This window comes from Streptomyces sp. OZ13 (genome assembly GCF_052068155.1).
GTDB lineage: Bacteria > Actinomycetota > Actinomycetes > Streptomycetales > Streptomycetaceae > Streptomyces.
The window spans coordinates 618,056-643,192 of the sequence record NZ_JBQHCZ010000002.1 but is presented as its reverse complement, the minus strand read 5'-3'; the positions used below and the strand labels follow the sequence as shown (position 1 = coordinate 643,192).

Sequence of the window (25,137 nt, the reverse complement as noted above, 5' to 3'; positions counted from 1 at the left end):
TCGGGTTGCATGAAACTATCAGAGCAAGAACGATCGTCGCACAAATGATAGTTTTGAGCTCGAGACGGCTGAGCGAGGGGAGCACGGCATGGGTCAGAACGAGACGGGTGCCGCTACGGGGCCGGTGACGGTCCGGCGGGGCGTTCCGGCCGGAGCCGAGCGGCGGGCGGCCGAGCTGTACTGGGACGCCTTCGGCCGCAAACTCGGCCCCGCCCTGAACCCGCCGGACAAGGCGGTGCCCTTCATCGCCGCCCACATGAACGCCGATCGGGCGGTGTGCGCGCTCCTCGACGGGCAGCTCGTCGGCCTCGCCGGCTACCAGCTCGGCGGCCGGGCCCTCACCGGGGGCTCCGCCTCCGCCGTGCTCCATGCCTACGGTCACCTGCGGGGACTGCACCGGCTCCTGCTGCTGGCCCTTTTCGAACGCCACCCGGCCGCCGGGCAGCTCGTCATGGACGGCATCGCGGTGGACCCGGGCATACGCGGCCGCGGCGTCGGGAGTCTGCTCCTCGAGGAAGTGGCCGCCGTAGCGGCGGAGCACGACTGCCGGGAGATCAGACTGGACGTGATCGACACCAACCCGCGCGCCAGGGCCCTGTACGAGCGGCGCGGCTTCACGGCCGTACGGACCGAGCAGACGCCGTACCTGCGCGGGCTGCTGGGGTTCGGCGCGGTGACCAGCATGCGCCGCCCTGTCGAGGCGAACGGGCCAAAAGGACTGCGCACACCATGACCGACCGCATCGCGATCCCCACCCGCATGCTCGTCCACGCACTGATCCGCGAGGACGGCACCGTCGACGCGGACGAGCTGTACACCGTCGCCAACACCCTGGGCATGAGCGACCAGCAGGTGCGGCTGTGCGTCAAACGCCTCGTGGCCGAGGGCCGGTTCACCCACGAGGGCCGGGGCCGCAAGGCGCAGCTGCACGCGACCCCGGCCCTCGTGCATGCCCTCGCCCCCAACGCGGACTTCCTCCGGCACGCGTTCGACCAGGACGCCGGGCTCGCGCCGTGGGACGGTGTCTGGCACCTGGCCGCCTTCGCGGTGCCCGAATCGGAGCGCACGTCCCGGGACCTGCTGCGCGAGACGCTCGTCCACCTCGGCGGCGCCCCGCTCCAGGGCGGGCTGTACGTGTGCGCCAACGCCTGGGAACCGTACGTCGAAGAAGCGGCCCACCGCCTGGGCGCCCATGGCGGGCTCACCCTCCTCACCTCGACGGACCTGCGCAGGGGCGAAACCCGGGATCCTGCCGAACTCGCCCGCACGCTCTGGCCGTTGCCGGAGATCGCCGACCGCTACCACCGCCTCGGCCGCCTGGCCCGGCCCCGACTCGACCGGCTGACCGACCCTGCCGGTCTTCCCCCGCCCGAACTCCTCACCGTCGCGGTGGAACTGGCCGCCGAACTCACCCGCGCCATGGAGCCCGACCCGCTGCTGCCGCCCGAACTCCTGCCCCGGCCGTGGCCCGGTGCCGAGGCCCGGAAGATCGTCGCCCGGTGCTGGGCGGCCCTGCGCGAACAAGAAGGCGGCGAAGCCCGCCCGGCCCTCTTCCGCCTCTACGCCGACATCACCCGAGGGGCGGCTGACCGGGCCGCGGGCTGACGACAGCGGCACAGGCCTGCCGGACCCGAGCGGCGGCCAGCACTGTTCAGCGCAGTACGGCGTAGACGATGAGGTTGTCCACCGGGTGGCCTTGGCTGTCGAACCGTCCCGAGCAGGTGATCAGGCGCAGGGCACGGTCGTCGGTCGCGCCGTAGACCTTGTCGGTGGGGAAGGCGTTCTTGCGGACGGTTTCCTTGGCGGTGACGGTGAAGTGGATGGTTTCGCCGGAGGCGTCGCGTACGGCTATGTCCGCGCCCTTGGTGACCTTGGCGAGGTCGTGGAAGACGGCCTTGCCGTAGCGGGTGTCGTTGTGGCCGATGATCACGGCGGGTCCGGGCTCGCCGGGGACGGCTGCTCCGGTGTACCAGCCTGCGGTCATGCCCTGTTCGGCGGGTGGGACCTGGACGGTGCCGTCTTCGTTGAGGCCGAGGCGCATCAACGCGCTGTCCACGCCGATCGAGGCGATGCTCACGCGCGCGGGTGCGCCGGAAGCAGCCGAAGCGGGCGGGGGTGTTGAGCCGGCAGGTGGTGGGGTGGCGCGGGTGTCCGGGGCCGTCTCCGTCGTGCCGGCGGGATCGGTGGGGTCGGTGGGGTCGGCCGAGCAGCCCGCCAGGCCGAGGCTGCCGATGACGGCGACCACGGCCAAGGGGCGGGCCCACCACATCCGTTGGTGCGTGTGCGGCATGAATTCTCCGGGTCTCCAGGCGTGTTCGGCACGGGTGCGGCGCCGCCCGAAGGCGGCGCCGCTGTGTCGGGCGTGCGGTGTCAGCTGTTGCTGCGGCGACGGACCACGAGGGTGACGGTGCCCGCGACCAGGGCGAGACCGGCGGCCGTTCCGGCCAGGGCCACGGCGTTGCTGCCGCCGGTGGCCGTCCCGGCCGGCTGCTCACCGGCGTCGACGCCGCCGCGCGGTGTCACCTTCGCCTCCTTGTCCTTCGTCACGCTCGGCTCGGCGGGGGCGGGGGTCTTCCGGGCAGCCTCGCGGGGCTCGACCGTCGGGGCGGGGGCGGGGCTGGTGTCGGCGAAGGCGGCGGTCGACGGCACGGCGAGCGCGCCGGCCGCGACCGTGGCGACAGCGAGGGCTCGCAGGGACAGACGGTGGGACATGTGGGGTGGCTCCGTTCCAACTGGTTGTGCCTTGATGGCACCCGCCATGCTGGCGTGGAGTTGTGAGGAACCTGTCAGAACGCTGTCGTCATCGCATCAGGCTTCACGGCCGCTGTCCGCCGGCCCGCCGGCCGGGATCCGCAGGGTGAAGACGGAACCCTTCCCCTCGGCACTCACCGCATCCACCGTGCCGCCGTGCGCCTCGGTGAGTTTCCGTACGATCGCGAGCCCGAGTCCGCTGCCGCCGGTCCGTCGGCTGCGCGACTTCTCCGCGCGCCAGAACCGGTCGAAGACGTGAGGAAGGTCCTCGGGTGACAGTCCTTCGCCCGTGTCGCTCACATCGATCACCACCGTTCCCGCGTCCTCGTGGGCGCGCAGGGTGACGCTGCCGCCGGGCGGGGTGTGGCGTACGGCGTTGGAGAGGAGATTGCCGACCGCCTGGCGCAGCCTGACCGGGTCCGCGGTCAACTCCCCCGGCAGTCCGGCCGGAGCCGGGACCACCGTGAGCGTGACGCCCGCCGTCTCGGCCAGGCCCTGGTGTGCTGCCGCGACCTGGCCGAGCAGGTCGTGGATCCGCACCGGCTCGGGGTGCAGGCGCAGCGCGCCGGCGTCCGCTTCCGCCAGGTCCTGGAGGTCGTCGATGATGTGCTGGAGCTGCACCGCTTCTTCCAGCAGGGACGACACGAAGGCGCCGTCGACGTCGGCGACGCCGTCCTGTGCTCCCTCCAGCCAGCCGCGGATGTTGCTGAGCGGGGTGCGCAGTTCATGGGCGACATCGCTGACCAGCGCCTTGCGCTGTCCTTCCATGCGCGCGCGGTGCGCCGACATGTCGTTGAAGGCGGCGGCCAGCCGCCCGACCTCGTTGACGGCGCCGGCCGGTACCGGGACGGGGGCCGCGTCGGAGTATCCGCCGTCCTTCATGCGCTGCGCCGCGCCGGTGAGCGCGAGGAGCGGGCGTACGACCCGGGCGGCGGCCAGCACGGACGCCCCGACGGTGAGGGCCAGGACGAGCGCCGCGGCGCCGGCGATCCGGGCGGTGTTCGCGGGTGACAGGTCGAAACCGGGGACGGTGGTGGAGTCGGGGTCCCCGATGAACAGCAGGGCGGGCGAGGCGACATACGCGCTGAGCTGTTCGCTGCGTGCGGTGGTGACGCAGGACGCCACAGCGCGGTCGTCGGCGTCGCCGGCGGGCCCCGCGGGCGCCGGGACCTCCGCCGGGGCGGGGGCCACGGTCGGGGCGGGCGCGGGCACGGCGTCCTCGGTGACACGGGCGGACCTGTCCGCACCCGGTAGCGCCGCGGCCCTCGGGCTGCGCCAAGACAGGCCCAGGGTCAGCTTGACGGGTTCCCGGCCCTGGCGGCTCAGGCACGCGTCGGTGAGCTTGTTGAGCGCGGCCAGTGCCTTGGCCTCGGTCGCGGTGGGTTCGTCCAGTTCCCGGGCGACGCAGGCGGTGGTGGACTGGACGCGTTCGAAGTCGTCGCCCAGGACCTCGATGCGCGGACGCCCGCTGGGGCCGGCGACGACGTCCGAGCCGATGCCGTACCCGCGCAGGCAGTCGGCCGTCCGTTCCGCGATCTTCCGCAGCACGACGCGTTCGTGTTCCGGCAGCCGGAAGGGGCCGACGGCGCGCGGGTCGATGCGGTCGGCGCCGGCCTCGGAACCGTCGCCGGACACGGGAGCCAGGGCGGTGTCCGAGGAGAGCGGGTCCACGATCGCGGAGGCGCGGGGCGGCAGCCGCGGCGGCGAGGCCCCTGTGGCGGAGTCGGTGATCGGCTCCCGTTCCTCGGTGGTCAGGGCCACGCGCCTGCCGGTCCGGCGTGCCAGGTCGCGTACGGTCGCCTCGACTCCGTCCCACCGGGGGTGGGTCGCCGCGTAGCCGAGGAGGGTGTGGTAGATCCGGGCGTCGTCGGCGAGGTTCTGGCCCTGCTCCTGCTTGATGGCGCCGGAGGTGGTCTGTACGGCGATCCACGCGGTCGCTCCGACCGAGCAGACGGCGACGAGGGCGGAGACGGCGAGCAGCCGGCCGAGCAGGCTTCTGCGGCGCGGCAGCCGCCCGCCCCGCACAGGGCCGCGGGACACGGCAGGCCCGGGGCGGGACAGGCGGGGCCTAGGACGGGACACGGGAGGCGCTCGGGTCGGTCAGTTTGTAGCCGACGCCGAAGACCGTGAGCAGCCGGGCGGGCCGGTGCGGTGCGGCCTCGATCTTCTTGCGCAGGTTGCTGATGTGCATGTCGACGGTGCGGGCGCTGATGTAGCGGTCGAAGCCGTGCAGTTGCGCCAGCAGCCGCTGGCGGGTGAACACCCGGTCGGGTTCGGTCGCCATCGCGTGGAGGATGCGGAACTCGCCGGGTGTGCAGTCGACCGGGGTGCCGTCGACGCTCACCTCGTGCCGGTCCGGGTCCACGACGAGGGTGCCCACCGACAGGGCGGAGAGGGCTGCCGCGTCGCCCGCGGCGGCGAGCCGCGGACGGCGCAGCAGGGTGCGGACCCTGGCCATCAGCTCACGCGGGCTGTACGGCTTGGTCATGTAGTCGTCGGCGCCCAGGTCCAGGCCGAGCAGGAGATCGTCCTCGGTGGAGCGGGCGGTCAGCATGAGCACCGGCAGCTCTCGGGCCTCGGCGCGCAGCACACGCAGGACGTCCAGGCCGTCGGCCCGCGGCATCATCACATCGAGGACGAGCAGGTCGGGTGCGCGGTGGCGGACCGATTCGATGGCGGAGCGGCCGTCGCGTACGACCGTGACCGTGTGGCCCTCCCGTTCCAGGTAACGGCGGACCAACTCGGCCTGTTTCTCGTCGTCTTCCGCGACCATGACGTGTGCGCACACGCGCTCGATCCTATGCGGGTGCGCGGCCCGCCCGTCACGGGGCCGCCCCGCCGGAGCCACGGCCGCAGTTCCAGGCCGCTCGGTCAGTCGTCCTGCGTGGGCGCCGTCTCCAGCGTCTGCTTGATCACGCGTGCTCCCTGGTCGACCATCTCGGTGATGGGGTCGGCGAGGTCGTCCGGCGTCACGTCGGTGATCCAGACGAACCGACTGCGTTCCCTACCGTCGGCGAAGACCTGCATGGACGCGTGATGGTGCTTCGGGGTCAGTGCCCCGCCGACCACCGCATAGGCGACCCGGCGCGCTTCGTCGTCGATGTCGACGAGGAGTTCGCGCACCACGACGCCGTTGGCGAAGGTCACGACTCTGGTGTCCGCCTCCAGGCGCGTGTCCGTGACGAAGCCGCGTGCCAGGCGCCGGTGCACCTCGCCGACGTCGCGGACCGCCGCCCAGACGTCGTCGGGGGTGCTGTCGACCAGGAATTCCTTGTGAACGTGAGCCATGACGTCTCTCCTCTGCGTGGGTCGGGCGGGATCGGTGAGCACCAGCAGCCCCGTGGCGGCGGTCTCCAGGGCGGTGACAACTCGGCGGGGCATCGCCGGTGCGTCACGTCGACCAGCTTGCTCGCCTCAGACGCTCCGGTCTTGAACATCCTTGCGCGGGTGACTGTCGGACCCCCGGCGTAGCGTTGAAGGGTGCTGTCAGCCACCGCTCTCGCTGTCCGGCCCGACTTCAGCGTCACCGCTGTGGCGTGCCGGGAGGACCATTCGCGCTGGTCCGAGGCGGAGGTACGCGACGACTACCGGGTGGTGCTCGTGCGCCGTGGCCGGTTCCGCAGACGTGCCGACGGCGCCCTCGCCGACCTCGACCCGACGGTGGCCTACATGGGCGTGCCGGGCGAGGAAGAGCGCTTCTCACACCCCGCCGGAGGCGACGACTGCACATCGATCGGCCTGACGCCGGCGCTCTGGCGAGAGATGGCCGGCGATGCCGCCCGCCCGGCCACGCAGAGCGTGTACGTCGACGCGCGCCTCGACCTCGCCCATCGCCGGCTCCTGGCGGCCGCACGGACGGGCGACATCGGATACGCGCTGACGGAAGAGGTGCTCGGCCTGCTCGCCACCGCCATCGGCCAGGTCGTCTCCGGACCCCTACGGCTTGGCGCGTCGCAAGCGCCCGGGACGGAAGCGGCTATCGTCGCGGCGGCCCGCCAGGCGATCAGCGATGGCCACCCGGCCTCCGAAGCACTGCTTCCGCTCGCAGAACTGCTCGGGGTCTCGCCGTACCGCTTGAGTCGGTCCTTCACCCGAGAACTGGGGGTGTCGGTGACCCGCTATCGCAATCGCGTCCGCGTCGGCCGGGCCCTGGACCGCTTGGAGGCGGGAGAGAGCAACCTTGGCGCCCTCGCCGCCGATCTTGGCTTCGCCGACCAGGCACACCTGTGCAGGACCGTGCGCCAGTACCTGGGCCGTACGCCGACGGCGCTGCGGCGCCTCCTCGCACCTCGGGCACCGTGACGATCGGCGCGGGCCCACAGAGCAGGGCCGGGAAAGGTGCGGTCCTGGGGCTCAGGGCGTGTCCTCCTCCCAGTCGAAGAGCCTGGGGGTGCCGTTCCTCGGTCCGTACAGTGAGCGGCCGCCGGCTCCGTAACGGCCGAGCTCGGTTGCCAGCACGGCTCCTTCGTGCAGTTGCCGGGGCGTCCACCCGGTGACGTCCAGCAGCAGCCCGTCGAGCGGTCCGCCCACCAGCTCGACGTAATCGTGTCCTGGCTGCGGGCCGGGGTCGGGATCGTCGTGATCGGCTCCGTAGACGCGTCCGCGCATGATCTGCTCGTCCATGCTGCCCAGCGTCGCAGCCACCACTGACAATGCGGTGGTCCGGCGGGCGGGCCTCCGCCCGCAGCCGACGCGCCCGGCACGGCAGCCCGCGGGCGTCGGCGCGCGACGCGCGCACCTTCGGTGGGGGCCACGCCGTGCGATGCCGCAGGCCATGTCCCCCGAGTCGACGCAGCCGCGTTCACGGGGCGACGATGAGAAACGGGGCCGATCGCCCCGCGCGCCGGGGCTCCCGACAGGAGATGCCGGATGGAGCGGACCGATGTGCTGGTGGTGGGCGCGGGCCCCGTCGGACTCACGGCGGCGGCCGAACTGCGCGGACGCGGTGTCACCTGCCGTGTCATCGACCGGCTGCCGGCCCGGCTGCCCTACGCGAAGGCCGTGGGCATCCAGCCCAGGACGCTGGAGATCTGGGACCGGATGGGGATCGCGCGCGACGCCCTGGCCGCCGCCGCTCCCATGCGCGGCCAGCTGGCGTACGTGAACGGCGTGGAACGCATGCGGATCGAGCTCAAACTGCCGCCGGACGTCCCGTACGGCTTCGCCGCTCTGCCGCAGTACGAGACCGAGCGGATCATCGAGGAGCACCTCGCCCGCCTGGGCACCCGGGTCGAACGGGAGACGGAGCTGGTGTCGTTCGCCCAGGACGAGGACGGGGTGTGGAGCACGGTCACCACACCGTCCGGACGCACGGAGGAGATCAGGTCCCGATACCTCGTGGGTTGCGACGGCGCACACAGCGTCGTCCGCAAGTCGCTGGGCCTCACCTTCGAGGGAGGCGCCTTCCCGGAGGAGTACATGCTCGCGGACGTCGAGGTGGACTGGGGCCTGCCGCCGGGCTACAGCGTTCGGGCCACGCATGTCGGCGACGGCGCCGCCGACGACCTGCTGGTGTGCATCCCGCTGCCCGGACACCGCCGTTACCGGATGTCGATGCTGGTGCCGCCGGAGCTGTCCGTCGGGCAGCAGCGGGACGCCGACAGCGCGGCGCACGGACTTCAGGGCGGCAGAGCGCCGGGGCTGGAGCATGTGCAGGCCGTCCTCGACCGGCTGGCTCCGGAGCCCACCACGGCGTCGGCGCTGCGCTGGTCGTCGGTGTTCCGCATCAGCCACCGGCTGGTGGACCGCTACTCGCGGGGCAGGGTCTTCGTCGCGGGCGACGCCGCACACATCCATCCGCCGACCGGCGCCCAGGGCATGAACACGGGTATCCAGGACGCCTACAACCTGGCGTGGAAGCTCGCGCTCGCCGTTGCCGGGACCGCGCACCCGCGCCTGCTCGACAGTTACGACGCCGAGCGGCGCCCGGTGGGCGAGGAGGTGGTGGGGCGCACCGTGCGCCATGCGACCGCGGGCGGCGTCCAGGTGGATCCCGAGGAGCCGCAGATGCTCATGCTGCGCGAGGCCCAACTGCTCGTGGGTTACCCGGACAGCCCGGTCGTCGCCTCCCGCGGCAGCGGCCACGCCGGTCCCGACGCGGGCGACCGCGCACCCGACTGCGGTGGTCTGGTGGGACCGATCGCCACGTTCCCGGTTCGGCTGTTCGACGTGCTCCGCGGCCGCGACGCGCACACGCTGCTGCTGTACACGGACGACGGGAGCGACTGGGAGTCGTGTGCGGGCCTGGCGGACGAGGCAGCCCGCCTGACGCACGGACAGGTGGGGTCCACTCTCGTCCTTCACCCCGACGTCGCGGCCCCCATCGGTGCGGACGGCACGTTTCCCCAGGGGTGGCGGGACAGTCGCGGCGAGTTCGGGCGCGTCTACGACGTGCGCGGCCCGACCGCTCTGCTGCTCCGCCCGGACGGCTATGTGTCGCTGCGGCGGACTCCGCCGTCCCTGCCCGAGCTGTCGGCGCACCTCGCCACGGTCCTGCGGCTCTGACCCGGGCGACGGCCGGGGGTCGTCGGACGTGCCGGCCGGCGGGTGGCGATCCGGGCACGTCGATGTGCCCGGCAGCGGGAACGAGGAAGGCGCGGACCACCGCCGTGGTGGCCCGCGCCTTCCCTTGAGCGTTCGCGGGTGTGGTGCGGGTGCGTCAGGCGGTGTGCAGACGCAGCCCGTAGCGGCCGAGGATCTCGTTGACCGGCTGGTGCCAGGTCTGGCCGCCGCCGGAGCAGTTGCCCCAGCCGCCGGAGGTGACGCCCTGCGCCTGGTCGCCGCTGATGAACGAGCCGCCGGAGTCGCCCGGTTCCGCGCAGACACTGGTCTTGGTCATCTGATGGACCGCGCCCTGGCTGTAGTTGACGGTCTCGTTCTTGGCGAGGACGTTGCCGCAGTGCCAGCGCGTCGTGGAGCCGGAGCGGCAGACGGAGGCGCCGATCGGCGCCTCCGCGGAGCCGCGGACCAGCTGGTCGGGGACGGTTCCCCAGCCGAGGACCACGGGCACGGTCCACCAGCCGCTGCCGACGCTGACCCAGGCGTAGTCGTCACCGGGGAACGAGGAGCCCTGGAAGGTGCCGATGTGCGTACCGTCCCAGCCGCGTACCGCCGCGCCGGCCCGTCCGCAGTGGCCCGCCGTGACGAAGCCGCCGTGCACGGAGAAGCCGATGGAGCAGCGCACGTTGCCCGTGTAGTACGGGTCGCCGCCGACGGTCCCGGCGGCGAACGGCGTCGGGGCCTGAGCGGTCTCCTTGACCGTGATCGGGCCGGCGTCCTTCGCGCGGTCCAGGAAGGCCCGGACATCGTTGTCACCCGCCTCGGAGGCGACGACGTTCACCACGACCCGGTTGGCTTGCGGGTCGACGTGCCAACTCGCCACGCCCGCAGGTGCCTTCAGGGCGTCGATCTCACGCTTGGCCGCGTCCAGCCGCCGGGCGCTGTGGCGGACGAGTGCCGTGTCGGCGCCGGTCGCCCGTACGGCGCGGGCCTTGCCCGCGTCGGTGAGGGCCACCGTGAGTCTGCCGGTGTCCGCGTCGAACCAGGAGCCGCCGAAGGCCGTTCCGGCGGCGCGGCGGGCCTTTCCTTCGACGGCGGTGGCGGTCTTCTCCGCGGCGAGGCGTGCTGTCGCCTCGTCCGCGTCGAGTCCCAGGTCGCGCTGCATGGCCGCGAGCAGGCCGGTGGAGAGCTTGGGCTCGGCGGTGGGGACGGAGGCTGCCGCGGGGCCGGCGCCGACCGCTGCCCAGGAGCCGAGGAGGAGGAGTGCGGACAGGCCCGTACGTATGGCTGTCATGCGTCTCAAGGCGTTGACCTTTCGTTGTTCCAGCATCGTGGGGGATGGAACAGGCCGTACTGGAGCGCGTGTCGAGAGACGGGTTGAGAGCGCTCTCATTGCGCTCGGCCGGAGCGTAGCCGAACTCCAGGGTCAGGTCCATGCCAAGTGCACGCCGGAGCTTCGCAGGCGCCGCACGCCCTCCCCCCGGCGGGAACCGGACGTGAAAGAAATGTGTCTGTGGTGGGGACAGCGCGTGGGCAGGGGGAACGTGATGAACACCTGGTCGGTGCCCGGGTACACCGAGTCCCGGGAGCTCGGTGCGGGCGGCTGCGGGCGTGTCGTACTCGCCGTACACGACTCCACCGGCGTGCCGGTGGCGGTGAAGTACCTCAGCGAGCGGCTGCGCGCGGACTCGGGCTTCGTCCGCGAGTTCCGCGCCGAGGCCCAGTTGCTGGGCGGTCTCGACACCCCGTACGTGGTGCGGCTCTACGAGTACGTCGAGGCGCCGCAGGGCGCCGCCATCGTGATGGAGCTGGTCGACGGCATCGCGCTGCGTACCTTGCTGCTCCGGGAGGGCGCTACCGGTCCGGAGGCGGCGCTGGCCGTGCTGAAGGGCTCGCTGCTCGGCCTCGCCGCGGCGCACGGCGCGGGGGTGGTGCACCGGGACTACAAGCCGGAGAACGTGCTCGTCGCGGCGGACGGCTCCTCCAAGCTCGTCGACTTCGGCATCGCCGCGCACCGAGGGAGCACACCGGGGGTGGCGGGCACCCCGGCGTACATGGCGCCGGAGCAGTGGAACGGCGAACCGGCCTCGCCCGCCGCCGACGTGTACGCCGCGACCGCGACGTTCTACGAGTGCCTGACGGGCCACAAGCCCTTCCGCGGCGACAACTTCGCCGAGCTGGCGCTCCAGCACATCGGCGCGCCGGTCCCCGACCATGACGCGCCCGAGCCGGTGCGTCCCCTCATCCGGCGAGGGCTCGCCAAGTCGCCGGCGGAACGGCCCGCGAACGCGGCGGCGTTCGTGGCCGAGCTCGAGACGATCGCCCGGGCGGCGTACGGGCCCGACTGGGAGGAGCGGGGGCAGCGCAAGCTGGCGGCGCTCGCCGCGCTGCTGCCCCTGCTCTTCCCGTCGGCCGGCGGGCCCGCGGGGACCACCGACAGGGCGACGACGTCGATCGGCGCCGGTCCCGGCGCGGGGGCGGGCATCGGCTCGGGCATCGGCGCCGGCGGGTATGTGCCCCCGGCGCTGCGCAAGGCGCTCGTCGGCGTCGCCGCGCTGGCCGTGGTCGCGGTGATCGCCGTCGCGGCGCGGGCCGGTGAGGACGCCGGCACGGGGACGACCGCGCAGGCCGTGGCGACGACCAGCGCGATGCCGGGCGGCTCGGCCTCGCCGGTGGCTGAGAGCGACGGCGGCCCCGGGCCGTCGCCGTCGGACGGTGTCCCGCTCTCCCCGTCGGCCGTCACGACCACCGGGCCCGACGACCCGTCGCCCGCGACGTCGTCCACGCCGCCGACCCCGCCGACGACGTCCGCGCCGGCCGCTTCCCCCACCCCGACCGTCTCCACCGAGCCGTCGACGCAGCCGACGACCAGCGCCCCGCCGACCGTCGCGCCGGTGCAGGTCAAGTCGGTCTCCGTGACGGGCTTCCGGCAGACCGGCACGTCGACGGCCGCCGCGACCGTCGACGTCGTCACTTCCGGGACCGGCCCCGTGAAGGTCGTCGTCTCGTGGTTCACGAGCAACGAGCAGGGGGTCCTCGGCGCCGTCGAGAGCACACAGTCCTTCGAGCGGAGCGGCGCGACGCAGTACACCCTCGCTCTGGACCACACGTTCCAGGGCACGGGCTGCTACTGGGCCCTGCAGGCCGGCACCGATCCGGCGGCGGCGAGCGGCAGTTCCACGCAGCAGCTCCTGACCAGGAGGGGGTGCCCGGTCCTGTGAGCGACCCACGCACGCCCGCGGGCGACGCCGACGAGTACAGCGCGACCGCGCTGGGCAGCCACTGGTTCCAACGTCCCGAACCGGGGCCGGTCCCCGACCGCGTCGAGGGGAACGTCCTGCGCTTCGGCCCGGGAGTGACCGCGTTCGTGCGGCAGCACGGAAGCGGCACCACGGCCGCCGGGGTGTGGCACGGGACGCTCGCCGGGCAGCCCGCCGACGGCCGCGGGCCGCACGGGCGCAGGCGCGGTCTGCGCCGGTACGCGCTGGCCGCCGCCGTGCTCCTGGCCGTGCTCGGATTCCTCGCCTGGCAGCGGTACGGGCCGGGCGTGGCCGTGCGGGACGTGGTGGTCAGGACCTCGCCGGACGGGCCCGGGTGCGGCGGGACGGCCGACGTCGTCGGCGTGGTCCGAACCGACGGCCTGCCCGGCACTCTGACCTACCGTTGGGTGCGCAGCGACGGCACCGACTCCGGGCTGCTGCGCGAGCGGGTGGTGCGCGGCCAGAAGCAGGCCCGGCTGCACCTGCTGTGGACGTTCGAGGGACGGGGCGAGTACCGCGCGAGTGCGGAACTGAAGGTCGTCTCGCCGTCCCGGCACTCCGCTGAGGCGCGGTTCACCTACCGCTGCCCGTAAGGACTCTCCCGCGACGGTGGTCGAGGGGCGTACCCGCCGGACGGGCATCGTCGTGCCCGTACCGGGGGATACGCCCCTCGCTCCCGTGCGGCCGCGGGCCGTCGGCGCCGGCCCGCCTGTCGCCGTGTCAGGGGAAGTTGACGACGGTCGAAGGCACCGTCGAGGTCCCTGACGTGGGAGAGCCCGTGTCGTTGATGACGTGCTCGTAGTGGCCGTGGCCGCTGAGCGAGACGACCAGCAGGCTGTGGAACTTCACGCCGGGCTTGACCGGGGCCTTGAAGCCGTGGTCCTGACGGATCGTCGGATCCACGTTGTAGTAGCAGTAGCTGCCCATCCCCCATCCTTCGTGGGTGTTCACGGAGTCGTCGACGCGGTAGGCCGCATAGCCCTTGGTGGCGCCGTTCTGGATGGCGGCCTGGTTGGGTGCGTCGTATGCCTTCTCGTTCTGGAAGAAGATCGTCCGGCCGCGTTCGCCGTACCACTCGACGTCGTACTTGTTGAAGTGCTCGACGAACAGGCCGGTGGCCAGCACGTCGTCGCCGTGGACGCGGACACCGTAGTCGGCCCGGTTGGTCTCCCAGCCGACGCCGTCGCCGTGGTCGGCGCGCCAGACCCAGGTGTGGTCGATGATCGTGTCGTCGCTGTTGACGACCATGCTGGTGGTGGCCTTGCCGGGGCCGGCCCCGCCGATGCGGATGAAGACGTCCTGCACGGTGGTGGGGTTGGCCGCGTGGTCGGCCGACGCGCCCTGGGGGCCGACTTCGAGCAGGGTGGGCGAGTTGACGGGCCCCGCGTCGATGAGGAAGCCCGCGAGCCGCACACCGTCCACGTCGGCGACCTTCATGGCCGTGACGCCGTTGTCGGGGATGATCGTGGCGAGCCCGAGGCCCAGCACGATGGTGTTCGCGCGGTTGACGTTGATCGTCTGATCGACGTGGTAGACACCGGGCGTGAACAGCAGGTGGAGGCCCTGGTCGAGCGCGGCGTTGATGGTCGCGGCGGTCGCGCCGGGCTTGACGACGTAGAACCGGTCGAGCGGGATCGACTCGCCCTGCGGTGCGCCGTTGCCCCATGAAGTGCCGCGCGCGTTCACCCGCTTGGCAGGGGCGAACACCTTGTACTGGCCGCCGTCCATGTAGAGGAAGGGCTTCTCGCGGGAGACGGGTGTGGTGTCCAGCGTGGTGTACGGCGGGTTCGGGAAGCCGGTGGCGGGCGCGCCCTGGACGCCGGAGAACGTCATGTTCCAGACGCCGTTGGTCCAGCCGCCGACGGAGCTGTCGCGGGTGTACCACTGCTGCTGGGAGTACGGCCCGACCGTGCCGTCGATCCTGCTGTCGGCGATGTAGCCGCCGCTGGCCCATCCGTAGCCGCTGGGGGCCAGGTTGAGGCCGCCCTTGACGTGCATCCTGCGGAAGGGGGCGGCCTGGGAGACGGCCCAGCGGTTGGTGCCGTTGACCGGGTTGAGGGCGAGGTTCTCCGCGGAGCGCCAGAAGTTCTGGGTCGCGTTGCCGTCGAACCAGCCGGCGTCGACCGTCACATCACCGTTGAACGTGGTGTCGTCCGGGTCGATCCCGAGACCCGAGATGGAGGTGTAGAAGCCGATCTGCGCGTTGATGTTGTTGTACGTGCCCGGCTTGAACAGCAGCTGGTAGCGGTCGGTGCCGAACTGCGCCGACTCCTGGCGGCGGAAGATCTCGTCGAGCTTTCCCTGGATGTCGGGCGTGGAGGGGTCGAAGACGAGGACGTTGGGACCGAGGTCGCCGCCCCCGGGGATCTCGGGGCCGCCTCCCCCGTTCATGGTGCCGTAGATCTTGAACTCCCAGAGCGAGTAGCCGTACTGGGTGGCCCGGGCTGTCCCGTACATGCGCACGTAGCGTGCGGTGCCGGAGACGTTCAGGGTCTCCGTGCCGCCGGGGCCGGCTGTCGTGGAGTGGGCGGTGGTCCAGTCGGTGCCGTTGCCGGACAGCTCGATGCGGTAGCCCTTGGCGTACGCCGCTTCCCAGGCCAGCACGACCTGGGTGACGGTGGCGCTCGCGCCGAGGTCGACCTGGATCCACTGCGGGTCCGCGAAGGCGCTCGACCAGCGGGTGCCGGCGTTGCCGTCGACGGCGTTGGCGGCGGACGTGCCGCCGTTCTCCTGGCTCGAGGCGGTCACCGTCCTGCCCTGGGACAGCAGGACGGGTGCGGCCTGCGCAGGAGCCGCGGGCAGCAGGCCGAGCAGAGCGGCGACCATGGCGGTGACGATCAGCGCGACGGTGCCGCGCCGCCGGTGGTGCGCGAGGTTCGGGGGTGGTCCGAGCTGTCTTGTGGGGGCAGCGGGCATGGCTGTCTCTCCTGAGGAGGTCAGGGGCGGGTGCTGGTGCTGTGTACGGAGGCGCTGTGCACGGAAGTCAGGCTCAACCTGCCGAGAGAGCGCTCTCTCGGGTACACGGATGATTCTCCGCGCGTTACGCCGCCGTCAAGACATGTGCAACAACTCACCGAAGCAGGCGGCACATTGGGGCCGTAGACTTCAAGTCCCGAACTTTTTCAGGCAGTTTGGGGCCAGAGAGGGGTGCCGGAGGTGCTGTTGGCTTTCACTGATTCACCCAATACGCCGCACGCAGGCGATGTTTCACGGAGCAGGGAGAGCGCTCCCGTGATGGAGCGCTCTCTCACAACCGCACGGCTCAGACCCCGGCCCCGGCGCCTGCTCAGGCCGACTCGCGGAGCACCAGCGAAGGGTGGAAGACCACCGAGGGGAGGGGGTCGCCCGGCTCGCGGATCTGCCGCAGCAGCAGCCTCGCCATCTCGGACGACATCTCCTCGACCGGCTGCCGTACCGTCGTCAACGGCGGGTCGCACGCCTGCGCGGCGTTGCTGTCGTCGAAGCCGACCACGGCGACGTCCTCGGGCACACGCCGGCCCTCGCGGGAAAGCACCGGCAGCGCGCCCATGGCCATCAGGTCGGAGGCGACGAAAACGCCGTCCAGGTCGGGCCTCCGCGCCAGCAGCCGCTTCATGGCGGCAGCGCCACCCACATGCGTGAAGTCACCCTCCACCCACGCCAGATCGTCGATCCCGTGCCGGGCGAGCGCACTGCGGAACGCCGCCAGCCGCTCCTGCCCCGCGGGCATGTCCTGAGGCCCGGTCACCGTGCCGATCCGGCGGCGGCCCAGCGACACCAGGTGTTCGGCGGCCAGTTCGGCACCGGCCCGCTGGTCCACCTCGACATAGGTCAGCCGGCCGCTGCGGCTGCTGCGTCCCGAGAGCACGGCCGGAAGTCCGGTGCCGGTGATCAACTGCGGCAGCGGGTCGGATCCGTGCGAGGAGACCAGCACGACGCCGTCCACATGGCCCTGGCGCAGGTACGACAGCAGTTGCCCGCGCGAGGTCTCGTCGTCGACCAGCATCAGCATCATCTGGACACCCGCCGGCCGCAGCACCTCCAGCAGTCCGCTCACCACGCGCCCGAAGTACGGGTCGGTGAACATCCGCCCCACGAACGGAGTCGCGCCGGACCGCTGCTCCTGCTCCGAGACGACGAGCGCGATCGAGTCGGTCCTGCGGGTCACCAGGGACCGGGCGGCGCGGTTGGGGACGTAACGGGTCGCCGCTATGGCCTCCTCGACGATCCCCCGCAGCCCGGGGTCCACCGTCGGCGCCCCATTGATCACCCGGGAGACGGTGGCCCGGGAGACGCCCGCCACCCTGGCCACGTCCTCGAGCGTCGCGGGGCGGGTGGGCACGGGGGCATCGGCAGTCATGGGTTCTTTATACCGGGGCCGGTACGGGCGGCCGGACGATCCTGCCTGCTCAAGGGGACCACCCGTAGGGGCAGAAGCGGATCTGCCGCTGGTCGACGACCTGGTCCGCGGACTCGCCCTGGGAGTCGACAACGCCCGCCTGTACCAGGAGACCAGGAGCATCGCCGAACGCCTCCAGCGCTCGTTGCTGCCCGTGCTGCCGGACGTCGAACACCTTGAGTTGGCCGCCCGCTACGCCGCGTCCTCGACCACCGCACAGGTCGGCGGCGACTGGTACGACAGCTTCGTCGTCCCCAACGGGGACACCGCGCTGGTCATCGGTGACGTCAGCGGACACAACCTCGACGCCGCAATCGCCATGAGCCAGTTGCGCAGCATGCTGCGCGGCATCGCCATCGACCGTCAAGAGCCGCCGGACACCGTCCTGCGCCGCCTGGACATGGCGAACCACAGCCTGTACCGGGAGGCCACCGCGACCTGCGTCTACGGACTCGTCAAGGGCCCAGCGGCCGGTCCCTGGGAGCTGACCTACTCCTCGGCCGGGCATCTTCCGCCGCTGCTGACCACCGCGGACGGCGACACCCGCTACCTCGAGGAAGGCGCGGGCCTGCTGCTCGGCATGGACCCCGACATGCCGCGCTCCGTGGCGAGGCACATGCTGCCGGCCCGCTCGACCGTTCTGTTCTACACCGACGGGCTCATCGAGCGCCGCGACGAGTCCCTCGACCGCGCCATGGTCCGGCTCCGCCAGCACACCGCCGCGCTGGCACATGAACCTCTCGACGTGTTCTGCGACGAACTCCTCATCGGGCTGGGCGCCGACAGCGCCGACGACATCGCCCTCCTCGCCGCGCGTCCCGTACCCCCGTCCTGAACGGCCTTGCCCGACCGAGCGGGCCGGGCCGGGACCGCCGCCGCTGGACGCTCTCCGAGCGTCCACCCCTGCGCGTCACCGGCGTCGCTGCCGGTTGCCGCTGGATGCTGATGGAACGGTGCACCGGGAATTCGCCTCTTCGGTGCCGGACCAGTGGTTTGCGGAAAGGCAGTGGTGATATGGCCGTCGGCGCATCGGGCGTCACCGTCGCGAGTGAAGTGGACGACCAGGGCGGGCCGGCGGGGGCGGTGGGGCGACCCGAGGGGCGGCGTGGTGGCCCGGCGGCGTGGGCGGGGCTCTGGCCGTTCGTCCTCGCGGGTCTGCCGCTCGGACTGCTGGCGGTCGCGTCGTGGTTCGGACGTCATGTGCGGCCCAGCGCCGACGAGTGGTGCTTCCTGCCGGTGGTGCGGGACGACGGCATCTCCGGACTGATCGGAAAGTTCTGGTTCACCGACAACGGGCGGCTGGGCAACGGCCTGCTCGTCGGTCTGTACGCCGAGTTCCCGGTCGCGGGTCACCAGTGGTTCGGGCTCGTCAGCGGGCTCGTCATGCTGGTGCTGCTGTGGGCCCTGGTCGTACGGCTGCTGCGCAGGGCCGGGCAGGAGGTGCCGCGCGGTGTGCCGCTGTTCGTCGCGGCGATGGTCTGCGCCGTCTTCCTCTTCGCCACGCCCAACACGTACAAGACGTTCTACTGGCCCGCCGCGTCCGTGTCGCACACGGTGGCGCCGGTGCTCGCGTGCGCTTCCGTGCTGCCGCTGCTGTGCTCACGCGGCCGTGCGGGCAGGACCGCCGCAGTGGTGTCGGCCGCGTTCGCCGGCGTGTTCATGGGGACGCTGTCGGAGGAGGCGTCGGTCGTCGCGCTGGTGGTGCTCGCGGGCGTGGTGCTCTTCGCGCACCGGATCCTCGCGGCGCCGGTGCGCCGCGTCGCCCGGATCTGGTCGGTGGCGGGCGCGGCCGGTGTCGTGGTCGGGACCCTGCTGCTGTTCTTCTCCCCCGGCTCCCGCAACCGCCGTGAGCGCTACGGCGCCGAGAGCGCGTCGATGCTGTCCCCCGACTCGCTGCTGGGTTCGCTGCACGGCTACGCGGAGATCCTCGGGAGGGTCCTCGGCACCTGGCAGTATCTGGGCGCGGTGGCCGCCGGAATGCTGCTGGGGCTGGTGGCGCGGGGCCGGCCCGGCCGGGCCCCGGTGCTGCTGCCGCGGCCGCTGCTGCTGGTGGGGCTCGGCGCGGCGGCGTTCCTGGTCGCGGGCTGGCTGTGCACCGTCATCACCTATCCGGTCTTCGGGGAACGGGTGGTGACCACCGAACGGACGTGGAACGACTACCTGCTGCTCCTCGTGGGGCTCCTCGTCGTGGCCGGGGCCTTCCTGGGGCGCTCGCTGCGGCCGTACGTACGCGGCCGGCGGTCCGCGGTGACCGTCGCGGCCGTGGCGGCCGTGTGCGCGGCCACGGTGCTGAGCCTGGTGGGCCCGTTGGTCGATCTGGGCCGCGACATGCAGGTGCGGGCGGAGCGTTGGGACCGCCAGGACCGGTATCTGCGCGAGGGAGCGGCACGGGGCGCGAGGGAACTCCCGTACACGCCCACGCCGGTGGCGAGGATGCTGGAGCCGTTCGGCCGGCAGGGGCGCAAGGTGTGGCCCGCGCAGTGCGTCGCCGACTACTACCGGCTGGACAAGGTCACTTACTCAGAGCGGCTTCCCTGACAGGCGCCCCGGCCTGCGTGGCGCCTGTCTCTTCGGTCTCCCGGACCACGTAGTGGGGCCGGCGCTTGGTCTCGTGGTAGATGCGGCCCACGTACTCCCCGATGACCCCGAGGGTGGCGAGCTGGATTCCGCCGAGTCCCACTATGGCCGCGATCAGGGTCGCGTAGCCGGGGGTGTCGACGCCGTCCAGGACGACGTTGAGGATGATCCACACCGTGTAGGCGAGCGCGGACAGGAAGAGCCACAGCCCGGTGTGGATCGCCAGGCGCAGCGGCCGGGTGTTGAAGGACAGCAGACCGTCGATGCCGTAGTTGAGCAGCCGCCGGCCGCCCCACTTGGAGCTTCCGGCGGCCCGCTGCACATTGGTGTAGGCGAAGCCGACGGTGTCGAAGCCGATCCAGGAGAAGAGTCCCTTGGAGAAGCGGTTGGACTCGGGCATGCTCAGCACGGCCTCGACGGCCCTGCGGGACAGCAGCCGGAAGTCCCCTGCGCCGTCGAGGACTTCGACGTCCATGAAGCGGCGGACGAGCCGGTAGTAGCCCTGGCTGAGGACCGTCCGCAGGGTGCCTTCGCCGGTGCGGTCGCGGCGGGCGACGACCTGGTCGTAGCCGTGGCGGTGCAGTTCCAGCATGCGGGGCAGGAGGTGGGGCGGGTGCTGAAGGTCGGCGTCCATGAGTACGACGGCGTCCCCGCGGGACATGCGCAGTCCGGCGAGCATCGCGGACTCCTTGCCGAAGTTGCGGCTGAAGGACGTGTAGCGGACGCGTGGGTCCGCTGCGGCGAGCTGCTTGAGGCGCGCTCCGGTCCCGTCGCCGCTGCCGTCGTCGACGTAGCAGATCTCGAATTCCGTGCCGGTCGGCTCGAGTGCCGCGACGAGTTCCTGATGGAACAGGTCGAGGACGTCGTCCTCGTTGAAGCACGGCACGACGACCGAAGTGTGGACCGTTGTCATGTCACTCCATGCAGCTGTGGTGCGGGCGGGCTGCGCTTCCCGGTGGGCCCGTTGCATGGAGGGAAGAGGGCCGGCGGGCCGCTGGGGTTGCTTTCATGATGGCTCCGGTGTCCGTTCGGCACCCGGAATTGGGCTGTCGGCGGGCGTGCCTTCGCCGGGCAGCCGGTTTCGCGGCCGCTCGGTGACGGTTTGTCAGAGGCGGTTCCGGCGCCGCAGGACCACCGATCCGCAGACGGAGACCAGGGCGAGGGCGGCGGCTGCCGCGCCGAACAGGACCATGGGACGGTCGCCGGAGGCGCTGCCCGCGGGCGCCGGTGCGGCCTGGTCGGAGGACGGTGGTGCCGGAGAAGGAGCGCCGCCCGGCGATTCATCAGAGGCCGGTCCACCGGGCACCTGGGACGGGGCGGACTCGGCGGGCCGTCCGGGCGTCGCGGGGCCGGAGGTCCGGCCGGCCGGGTCGTAAGGCTGTTGCGCGGGCGGGGTTCCGGGCTGCGTCGCGGCCCGACCGTCGTCCCCGGGTGTGAGGATCACGTCCGAGCACGAGTAGTACGTGTCGGGGGTGTCCGTGTTCCGCCATACCGTGTAGAGCACATGCCGTCCCGTGAGCTCCGCGGGCAGACGTCCGCTGATCCGGTACGCGCCGTCCGTGAGCGCGGGGTCGGTGGCCGTCGCGAACGGGCGGGTGCCGAGATCGGCCCACCGCAGCGGCGTGGACGGATCGTACCCCTGCCGGGTCAGGTACAGCTCGAAGGTTCCCTCGTGCGGGATGCTGGAGCGGTAGGTGAGGGTGAACGTGCCACCCGCCTTCAGCGGCGTGGCGGGCCAGTCGGTACGCGCGGTGTCCAGGCCGCGGTAGGCGTCGAGGCCCGCGCTGCACAACTGCCCGTCGGGTACGGCCTCCTGGTCCCTGCCCTCGACGCCGGGCAGCCGCAGGTCGTCCCAGGCACCGAGCGCGGCTCCCCCGTTCGCGGCGACGGCGGCCCGGCACGCGCCCGACGCGCGCTGCGCTCCGTCGAGTCCGCAGACGGCGGCTCTGCTGACCGGGTCGGTCGGTGTCCCGTGGGCCAGGGCGGGTCCGCCGGCGGCCAGCAGCAGTGGTACGGCGCCGATCAGTGCGACGGTGACGGTAACAGGGGTACGGCGACGTCCGGTCATCGGCTGCTGACCTCCTCGGGCTCGACGGCTGCCGTGGAGTACGGGCGGGGCGGCGCGGGCGTTCACCGTGGGGGCGGGCGTGCGGGCGGGCAGCGGTTACGGGCGGCAGGCCGCCCGGGCAGTCACCGTGGCGGCGGCCGACTCTGCGGTCGCAGGAGGGCGGCCGACCGGCAGCGGTCGCGTGGGGAGCGCCCGGCAGCCGGACGGGGCGGTCACAGGGTGATCGTGGCAGCGATCGGCAGGTGGTCGCTGCCGGTGGCGGGCAGCGAACGGACGCGGGTCACCGCCGCCGACCGGGCCAGGATCTGGTCGATCCTGGCGACAGGGAAGGACGCCGGCCAGCTGAACGCGAAGCCCGGGCCCGTCACCGTCACTTGTGCCAGGACCGGATCGAGACCACGGTCGTCGACCGTGCCGTTGAGGTCGCCCAGCAGGATCACACTGGCCTCCCGCTCCGCGGCGAGCGCGGCGCCAAGCAGCCGGGCGCTCTCGTCGCGCGACGCCGAACTGAAGCCGTGCCGCGGTCCCAGGCGCACCGAGGGCAGATGGGCGACGTGGACGGCGACGGGACCCTGCGGGGTCACGGCCGTGGCGCGCAGCGCGCGGTTCCATCCCGGTCCGAAGCCACGGGGCTTGATGTCCACCGGCCGTACGTCCTCCAGAGGATGCGCCGACCACAGGCCGACGGTCCCCACGACCGCGTGGTACGGCAGGTGCCGCGCCAGCTCCTTCTCGTAGGCGGGCAGCCCGGCGGGCGTCACCTCCTCGACGGCGACGAGGTCCGGGCGTACGCGCAGGAGGGCCCGTGCCGTGCCTGCCGGGTCGGTGTTCACGTCGCTGACGTTGTGCTGCACCGCCACGAGGCCGGCCTGTTCCCCCGACGAGGGCGGCAGGAGCGGCGCGAAGAGGAACGACCAGGCGGCGACGGGCAGCACCAGTGCGACGAGCGCGGTGACGGAACGGCGCAGCAGAGCCGCGATCAGCAGCAGGGGGACGGCGAGACCCAGCCACGGGAGAAACGTCTCCAGGAGGCTGCCGATCCTGCCGACGGCGTTGGGCACGGCGCGGTGGAAGGCGAGCAGGCAGGCGACGAGCACGGCGAGGGCGGCAAGGACGCGTCCCCGGCGGAAACGCGAGTGGCCGCGGTGGTCCGTACCCCAACTGCCTCTGGACGGCAGCCGGATGCCGAGCCGCTGTGCGAAGGCCCGGCGCCCCGTGGTGCGGTGCTCGTCCGCGTCGTTCATGCCGTTGCTCCGTTCCCCGTCGGACCGACGATCTTGCCAGCTTCGCGACCGGGCGTTGTCAGTGGCTGCCGATACGGTCCCCATCACCGAGGAAAGAGGGCTGGTATGGACTTCCGGATGGAGCGCGAGGCACTGACGGACGCGGTCGCGTGGGCGGCGCGGGTGCTGCCGGCGCGGTCCCCCGTGCCCGTGCTGGGCGGGTTGCTGCTCGAGGCACGCGCCGGCGGTCTGCTGCGGATCTCGGGGCTGGACCACGAGGCCTCGGCCCGGATCGAGGTCGAGGCCGACGTCGAGCAGCCGGGGCAGGTGCTAGTCATGGGCCGCAGACTGCTGGACATCTGCCGGGTCCTGCCGGGCGGGACGGTACGGTGCGCGGTCGACGGCGGACGTTTCGCGGTGAGCGGCTCCGGCGCCCGCTTCGGCATGTCGTTGCTGCCGTGCGAGGAGCGTCCCTCTCTGCCGGCGCTGCCCGAATTCCGCGGTGCGGTGGACGCGGCGGTGTTCGCCGCCGCCGTGGCGCATGTGGCGGTGGCTGCCGGGCGCGACGATTCGCTGCCCGTGCTGACCGGCATCCGTCTGAGCGTCGACGGGGAGACGATGACGCTCGCCGCGACGGACAGGTACCGGTACGCGGTGCGCACGCTCGGCTGGAAGCCTTTGTCGCCGCAGGCGTCCGCGGATGTCGTGGTGCCTGCGCGGCGGCTCTCCGACATCGCCCGGTCGCTGGACCGGTCGGGCACGGTCCGTATCGCGCTGGACGGCGGCACGATCGGCTTCGACAACGCGGGGATGCGGCTCACCACCCGGCTCCTCGACGGCCGGCTGCCTGGGCACGACAAGCTCTTCGCCCTGCCGGACGGCGCCGTGGCGCTCACGGCCAGGGCGCCGCTGCTCGAGGCGGTGAAGCGGGTGTCGGTGGTCGCGGAGGGCGACAGCCCGCTGCAGTTGTCGTTCTCCGCGGACTCGGTCCGCCTCCACGCCGGCTACGAGGACGATGTCGCCTCCCAGCAGCTGCCCGCCGCCCTGGACGGCGCCCCGGAGATGACCGTGGCGTTCAACCCGTCGTACCTCGCGGACGCCTTGTCGTCGTTCGACACGGACAGCGTGCGGTTCCGCCTGCTGGGGCCCGGTCAGCGGGCTCTGCTCAGCGGTGCGTCGGACGCCGGCACGCAGCCGGCCGACGATGCGGGACAGCACTTCCATCAGCATCTGCTGATGTCGGTGAAGTCACCGGCCTGACACCCTGTCACGCCTCTCAGGGCATGGATTGATCAAGCGTGCGCAAAGAAAACACATGAACGAACGGCCCGGCCGCCGATGGATCTACGTTCGCTTCGTGAAGCAGACACCGGGAACGAACTCATCCGTCGGCGGAAGCCGTCGTACCCTGCTGCGCGCCGCCGTCGCGGGCGGGGCCCTGGCCTCCGGCGCCCTCGTAGTGGGAGGCACGCCGGCCTCGGCGTCCCCCGGACCGGCAACGGCCCGCCGACCACGGCCGGACACTCCCGCGCGGGCCCTGCGCGAACTGTCGGCCGGCAACCGCCGCTGGCGGACCTTCCGGCAGCAGCACCCGCACGAGACCGCTGCCGTGCGCGAGGAACTGATATCCGGTCAGGCACCCTTCGCCGTGGTCCTCGGCTGCATCGACTCGCGGGTGCCGCCGGAACTGGTCTTCGACCAGGGCCTCGGCGACCTGATGACCGTGCGGTCCGCCGGCGAGGTGCTCGACGAGGCGGTCCTCGGCAGTGTCGCGTACGGGGTCCTGGAGCTGGACATTCCCCTGGTCGTGGTGCTCGGCCACCAGTCCTGCGGCGCGGTGACCGCGGCGGTGCACGCGGAGGAGACCGGGGAGGAACTCCCCGCTCACATCCAGTACATCGCCGACCGGATACGGCCGGCCATAGACCACTCCCAGCAGGGCGCGGCACGCGTCGACTCCACGATCACCCGCAACGTCGGGATGGTCACGCGCCTCCTCGCCCAGGAGCCCGACCTGGCGGCGAGAATCGCCACCGGGAAGCTCGCGGTCGTCGGTGCCCGCTACGAGCTGACCTCGCAGCTGGTGCACACGGTCGCCTGACGTCTCCGCCGGGCCGGGCCGGCCGAAGCGTCTCGGCCGGCCCCGCGGGTCGGGCGCCCCTCATGCCGGAGGTACGGCTCCCCGCCGCCCCACCCGCACCATCGACGGGCAGGTGGGCCGGGACGTGGCGGAGCCGGCCGGGGACAGGAATCCGGTGCTGAACCACCTTGTGCGCAGCACCCGTGCGGCCAGGCGCTGGAAGGCGGCGCAGCGCGGCTGCTCCGGCCGGCCCGTCGTCGGGGAGGACCTGCCGCAGCCCGCGGGCAACGCTCCCCTGTGAC

The 25,137-nt window shown here is 72.4% G+C and carries 22 protein-coding genes and 1 pseudogene; 11 read left to right on the top strand and 12 right to left on the bottom strand.

What is annotated here, in order from left to right; translation table 11 throughout:
* Positions 1-88 precede the first annotated feature (88 nt).
* Together ACTMTU_RS06590 and ACTMTU_RS06585 are read left to right on the top strand one after the other, a co-directional pair.
* Positions 89-733, top strand: coding sequence for a GNAT family N-acetyltransferase (locus ACTMTU_RS06590; protein WP_441262499.1), 645 nt, complete (start codon positions 89-91; stop codon positions 731-733).
* Complete coding sequence (locus ACTMTU_RS06585) at positions 730-1,605, top strand: PaaX family transcriptional regulator C-terminal domain-containing protein (RefSeq protein WP_441262498.1); 876 nt, start codon at positions 730-732, stop codon at positions 1,603-1,605. The genes ACTMTU_RS06590 and ACTMTU_RS06585 overlap by 4 nt, the downstream gene beginning before the upstream one ends.
* A 46-nt stretch (positions 1,606-1,651) precedes the next feature.
* Here ACTMTU_RS06585 and ACTMTU_RS06580 read toward each other — a convergent pair whose 3' ends face one another.
* The 5 genes from ACTMTU_RS06580 to ACTMTU_RS06560 all read right to left on the bottom strand — a co-directional run bounded on the left by ACTMTU_RS06580 (position 1,652) and on the right by ACTMTU_RS06560 (position 6,039).
* Positions 1,652-2,290: a class F sortase gene (locus ACTMTU_RS06580; RefSeq protein WP_441262497.1), complete on the bottom strand. Its 639-nt coding sequence runs from the start codon at positions 2,288-2,290 to the stop codon at positions 1,652-1,654.
* 80 nt (positions 2,291-2,370) lie between these two features.
* Positions 2,371-2,712 (bottom strand): hypothetical protein, encoded by a 342-nt coding sequence (locus tag ACTMTU_RS06575; protein ID WP_441262496.1) that lies wholly within the window; start codon positions 2,710-2,712, stop codon positions 2,371-2,373.
* Between the two features lie 96 nt (positions 2,713-2,808).
* Positions 2,809-4,791, bottom strand: coding sequence for a sensor histidine kinase (locus ACTMTU_RS06570; protein WP_441262495.1), 1,983 nt, complete (start codon positions 4,789-4,791; stop codon positions 2,809-2,811).
* Between the two features lie 28 nt (positions 4,792-4,819).
* Complete coding sequence (locus tag ACTMTU_RS06565; protein ID WP_441262608.1) at positions 4,820-5,524, bottom strand: response regulator transcription factor; 705 nt, start codon at positions 5,522-5,524, stop codon at positions 4,820-4,822.
* A 98-nt stretch (positions 5,525-5,622) separates the two neighbouring features.
* Positions 5,623-6,039 (bottom strand): SRPBCC family protein, encoded by a 417-nt coding sequence (locus ACTMTU_RS06560; protein WP_441262494.1) that lies wholly within the window; start codon positions 6,037-6,039, stop codon positions 5,623-5,625.
* A gap of 192 nt (positions 6,040-6,231) precedes the next feature.
* Between ACTMTU_RS06560 and ACTMTU_RS06555 the strand changes: the two genes are divergently transcribed.
* The gene (locus ACTMTU_RS06555) at positions 6,232-7,053 is read left to right on the top strand and encodes a helix-turn-helix transcriptional regulator (protein ID WP_441262493.1); all 822 of its coding nucleotides are present in this window, start codon (positions 6,232-6,234) and stop codon (positions 7,051-7,053) included.
* Positions 7,054-7,104: 51 nt separating this feature from the next.
* Here the strand turns inward: ACTMTU_RS06555 and ACTMTU_RS06550 are convergent, their stop codons facing one another.
* Complete coding sequence (locus ACTMTU_RS06550; RefSeq protein ID WP_441262492.1) at positions 7,105-7,374, bottom strand: hypothetical protein; 270 nt, start codon at positions 7,372-7,374, stop codon at positions 7,105-7,107.
* Positions 7,375-7,620: 246 nt separating this feature from the next.
* Between ACTMTU_RS06550 and ACTMTU_RS06545 the strand changes: the two genes are divergently transcribed.
* Complete coding sequence (locus tag ACTMTU_RS06545; protein ID WP_441262491.1) at positions 7,621-9,255, top strand: FAD-dependent monooxygenase; 1,635 nt, start codon at positions 7,621-7,623, stop codon at positions 9,253-9,255.
* Between the two features lie 154 nt (positions 9,256-9,409).
* On the opposite strand, the gene ACTMTU_RS06540 is transcribed toward ACTMTU_RS06545, so the two are convergent.
* The gene (locus tag ACTMTU_RS06540) at positions 9,410-10,543 is read right to left on the bottom strand and encodes a S1 family peptidase (RefSeq protein WP_441262490.1); all 1,134 of its coding nucleotides are present in this window, start codon (positions 10,541-10,543) and stop codon (positions 9,410-9,412) included.
* A gap of 253 nt (positions 10,544-10,796) precedes the next feature.
* On the opposite strand from ACTMTU_RS06540, the gene ACTMTU_RS06535 reads away from it, so the two are divergent.
* Together ACTMTU_RS06535 and ACTMTU_RS06530 are read left to right on the top strand one after the other, a co-directional pair.
* Positions 10,797-12,470, top strand: a complete 1,674-nt coding sequence (locus tag ACTMTU_RS06535) for a protein kinase domain-containing protein (protein WP_441262489.1) — start codon at positions 10,797-10,799, stop codon at positions 12,468-12,470.
* Positions 12,467-13,102, top strand: coding sequence for a hypothetical protein (locus tag ACTMTU_RS06530; protein ID WP_441262488.1), 636 nt, complete (start codon positions 12,467-12,469; stop codon positions 13,100-13,102). The genes ACTMTU_RS06535 and ACTMTU_RS06530 overlap by 4 nt, the downstream gene beginning before the upstream one ends.
* Before the next feature lie 127 nt (positions 13,103-13,229).
* Here ACTMTU_RS06530 and ACTMTU_RS06525 read toward each other — a convergent pair whose 3' ends face one another.
* Both ACTMTU_RS06525 and ACTMTU_RS06520 read right to left on the bottom strand, forming a co-directional pair.
* Positions 13,230-15,425 carry a discoidin domain-containing protein gene (locus ACTMTU_RS06525; protein WP_441262487.1) on the bottom strand — a complete coding sequence of 732 codons (2,196 nt, stop codon included), beginning with the start codon at positions 15,423-15,425 and terminating at the stop codon, positions 13,230-13,232.
* 370 nt (positions 15,426-15,795) lie between these two features.
* Positions 15,796-16,848, bottom strand: coding sequence for a LacI family DNA-binding transcriptional regulator (locus ACTMTU_RS06520; RefSeq protein WP_441262486.1), 1,053 nt, complete (start codon positions 16,846-16,848; stop codon positions 15,796-15,798).
* Positions 16,849-16,921: 73 nt separating this feature from the next.
* On the opposite strand from ACTMTU_RS06520, the pseudogene ACTMTU_RS06515 reads away from it, so the two are divergent.
* Positions 16,922-17,722, top strand: a pseudogene (locus ACTMTU_RS06515) (PP2C family protein-serine/threonine phosphatase); the annotation flags it as partial.
* A 179-nt stretch (positions 17,723-17,901) separates the two neighbouring features.
* Positions 17,902-19,425 carry a DUF6056 family protein gene (locus tag ACTMTU_RS06510; protein WP_441262485.1) on the top strand — a complete coding sequence of 508 codons (1,524 nt, stop codon included), beginning with the start codon at positions 17,902-17,904 and terminating at the stop codon, positions 19,423-19,425.
* On the opposite strand, the gene ACTMTU_RS06505 is transcribed toward ACTMTU_RS06510, so the two are convergent.
* The 3 genes from ACTMTU_RS06505 to ACTMTU_RS06495 form a co-directional block, all read right to left on the bottom strand.
* Positions 19,400-20,377, bottom strand: a complete 978-nt coding sequence (locus ACTMTU_RS06505; protein ID WP_441262484.1) for a glycosyltransferase family 2 protein — start codon at positions 20,375-20,377, stop codon at positions 19,400-19,402. The two genes, ACTMTU_RS06510 and ACTMTU_RS06505, sit on opposite strands and share 26 nt — an antisense overlap.
* A gap of 192 nt (positions 20,378-20,569) precedes the next feature.
* Positions 20,570-21,532 carry a lytic polysaccharide monooxygenase auxiliary activity family 9 protein gene (locus ACTMTU_RS06500; protein WP_441262483.1) on the bottom strand — a complete coding sequence of 321 codons (963 nt, stop codon included), beginning with the start codon at positions 21,530-21,532 and terminating at the stop codon, positions 20,570-20,572.
* A 212-nt stretch (positions 21,533-21,744) separates the two neighbouring features.
* The gene (locus ACTMTU_RS06495) at positions 21,745-22,776 is read right to left on the bottom strand and encodes an endonuclease/exonuclease/phosphatase family protein (protein ID WP_441262482.1); all 1,032 of its coding nucleotides are present in this window, start codon (positions 22,774-22,776) and stop codon (positions 21,745-21,747) included.
* Between the two features lie 105 nt (positions 22,777-22,881).
* Here ACTMTU_RS06495 and dnaN point away from each other — a divergent pair, with 105 nt between their 5' ends.
* The 3 genes from dnaN (at position 22,882) to ACTMTU_RS06480 (ending at position 25,136) form a co-directional block, all read left to right on the top strand.
* Positions 22,882-24,015, top strand: coding sequence for a DNA polymerase III subunit beta (gene dnaN / locus ACTMTU_RS06490; RefSeq protein WP_441262481.1), 1,134 nt, complete (start codon positions 22,882-22,884; stop codon positions 24,013-24,015).
* 97 nt (positions 24,016-24,112) lie between these two features.
* Positions 24,113-24,856: a carbonic anhydrase gene (locus ACTMTU_RS06485; protein WP_441262480.1), complete on the top strand. Its 744-nt coding sequence runs from the start codon at positions 24,113-24,115 to the stop codon at positions 24,854-24,856.
* A gap of 154 nt (positions 24,857-25,010) precedes the next feature.
* Positions 25,011-25,136: a hypothetical protein gene (locus ACTMTU_RS06480; RefSeq protein WP_441262479.1), complete on the top strand. Its 126-nt coding sequence runs from the start codon at positions 25,011-25,013 to the stop codon at positions 25,134-25,136.
* The last annotated feature ends 1 nt before the right edge of the window (position 25,137 follow it).

Coding starts and splice junctions, on each gene's coding strand:
- ACTMTU_RS06590 (WP_441262499.1), top strand. CDS start 89: ATGGGTCAGAACGAGACGGGTGCCGCTACGGGGCCGGTGACGGTCCGG.
- ACTMTU_RS06585 (WP_441262498.1), top strand. CDS start 730: ATGACCGACCGCATCGCGATCCCCACCCGCATGCTCGTCCACGCACTG.
- ACTMTU_RS06580 (WP_441262497.1), bottom strand. CDS start 2,290: ATGCCGCACACGCACCAACGGATGTGGTGGGCCCGCCCCTTGGCCGTG.
- ACTMTU_RS06575 (WP_441262496.1), bottom strand. CDS start 2,712: ATGTCCCACCGTCTGTCCCTGCGAGCCCTCGCTGTCGCCACGGTCGCG.
- ACTMTU_RS06565 (WP_441262608.1), bottom strand. CDS start 5,524: ATGGTCGCGGAAGACGACGAGAAACAGGCCGAGTTGGTCCGCCGTTAC.
- ACTMTU_RS06560 (WP_441262494.1), bottom strand. CDS start 6,039: ATGGCTCACGTTCACAAGGAATTCCTGGTCGACAGCACCCCCGACGAC.
- ACTMTU_RS06550 (WP_441262492.1), bottom strand. CDS start 7,374: ATGGACGAGCAGATCATGCGCGGACGCGTCTACGGAGCCGATCACGAC.
- ACTMTU_RS06545 (WP_441262491.1), top strand. CDS start 7,621: ATGGAGCGGACCGATGTGCTGGTGGTGGGCGCGGGCCCCGTCGGACTC.
- ACTMTU_RS06540 (WP_441262490.1), bottom strand. CDS start 10,543: ATGACAGCCATACGTACGGGCCTGTCCGCACTCCTCCTCCTCGGCTCC.
- ACTMTU_RS06535 (WP_441262489.1), top strand. CDS start 10,797: ATGAACACCTGGTCGGTGCCCGGGTACACCGAGTCCCGGGAGCTCGGT.
- ACTMTU_RS06525 (WP_441262487.1), bottom strand. CDS start 15,425: ATGCCCGCTGCCCCCACAAGACAGCTCGGACCACCCCCGAACCTCGCG.
- ACTMTU_RS06520 (WP_441262486.1), bottom strand. CDS start 16,848: ATGACTGCCGATGCCCCCGTGCCCACCCGCCCCGCGACGCTCGAGGAC.
- ACTMTU_RS06510 (WP_441262485.1), top strand. CDS start 17,902: ATGGCCGTCGGCGCATCGGGCGTCACCGTCGCGAGTGAAGTGGACGAC.
- ACTMTU_RS06505 (WP_441262484.1), bottom strand. CDS start 20,377: ATGACAACGGTCCACACTTCGGTCGTCGTGCCGTGCTTCAACGAGGAC.
- ACTMTU_RS06500 (WP_441262483.1), bottom strand. CDS start 21,532: ATGACCGGACGTCGCCGTACCCCTGTTACCGTCACCGTCGCACTGATC.
- ACTMTU_RS06495 (WP_441262482.1), bottom strand. CDS start 22,776: ATGAACGACGCGGACGAGCACCGCACCACGGGGCGCCGGGCCTTCGCA.
- dnaN (WP_441262481.1), top strand. CDS start 22,882: ATGGACTTCCGGATGGAGCGCGAGGCACTGACGGACGCGGTCGCGTGG.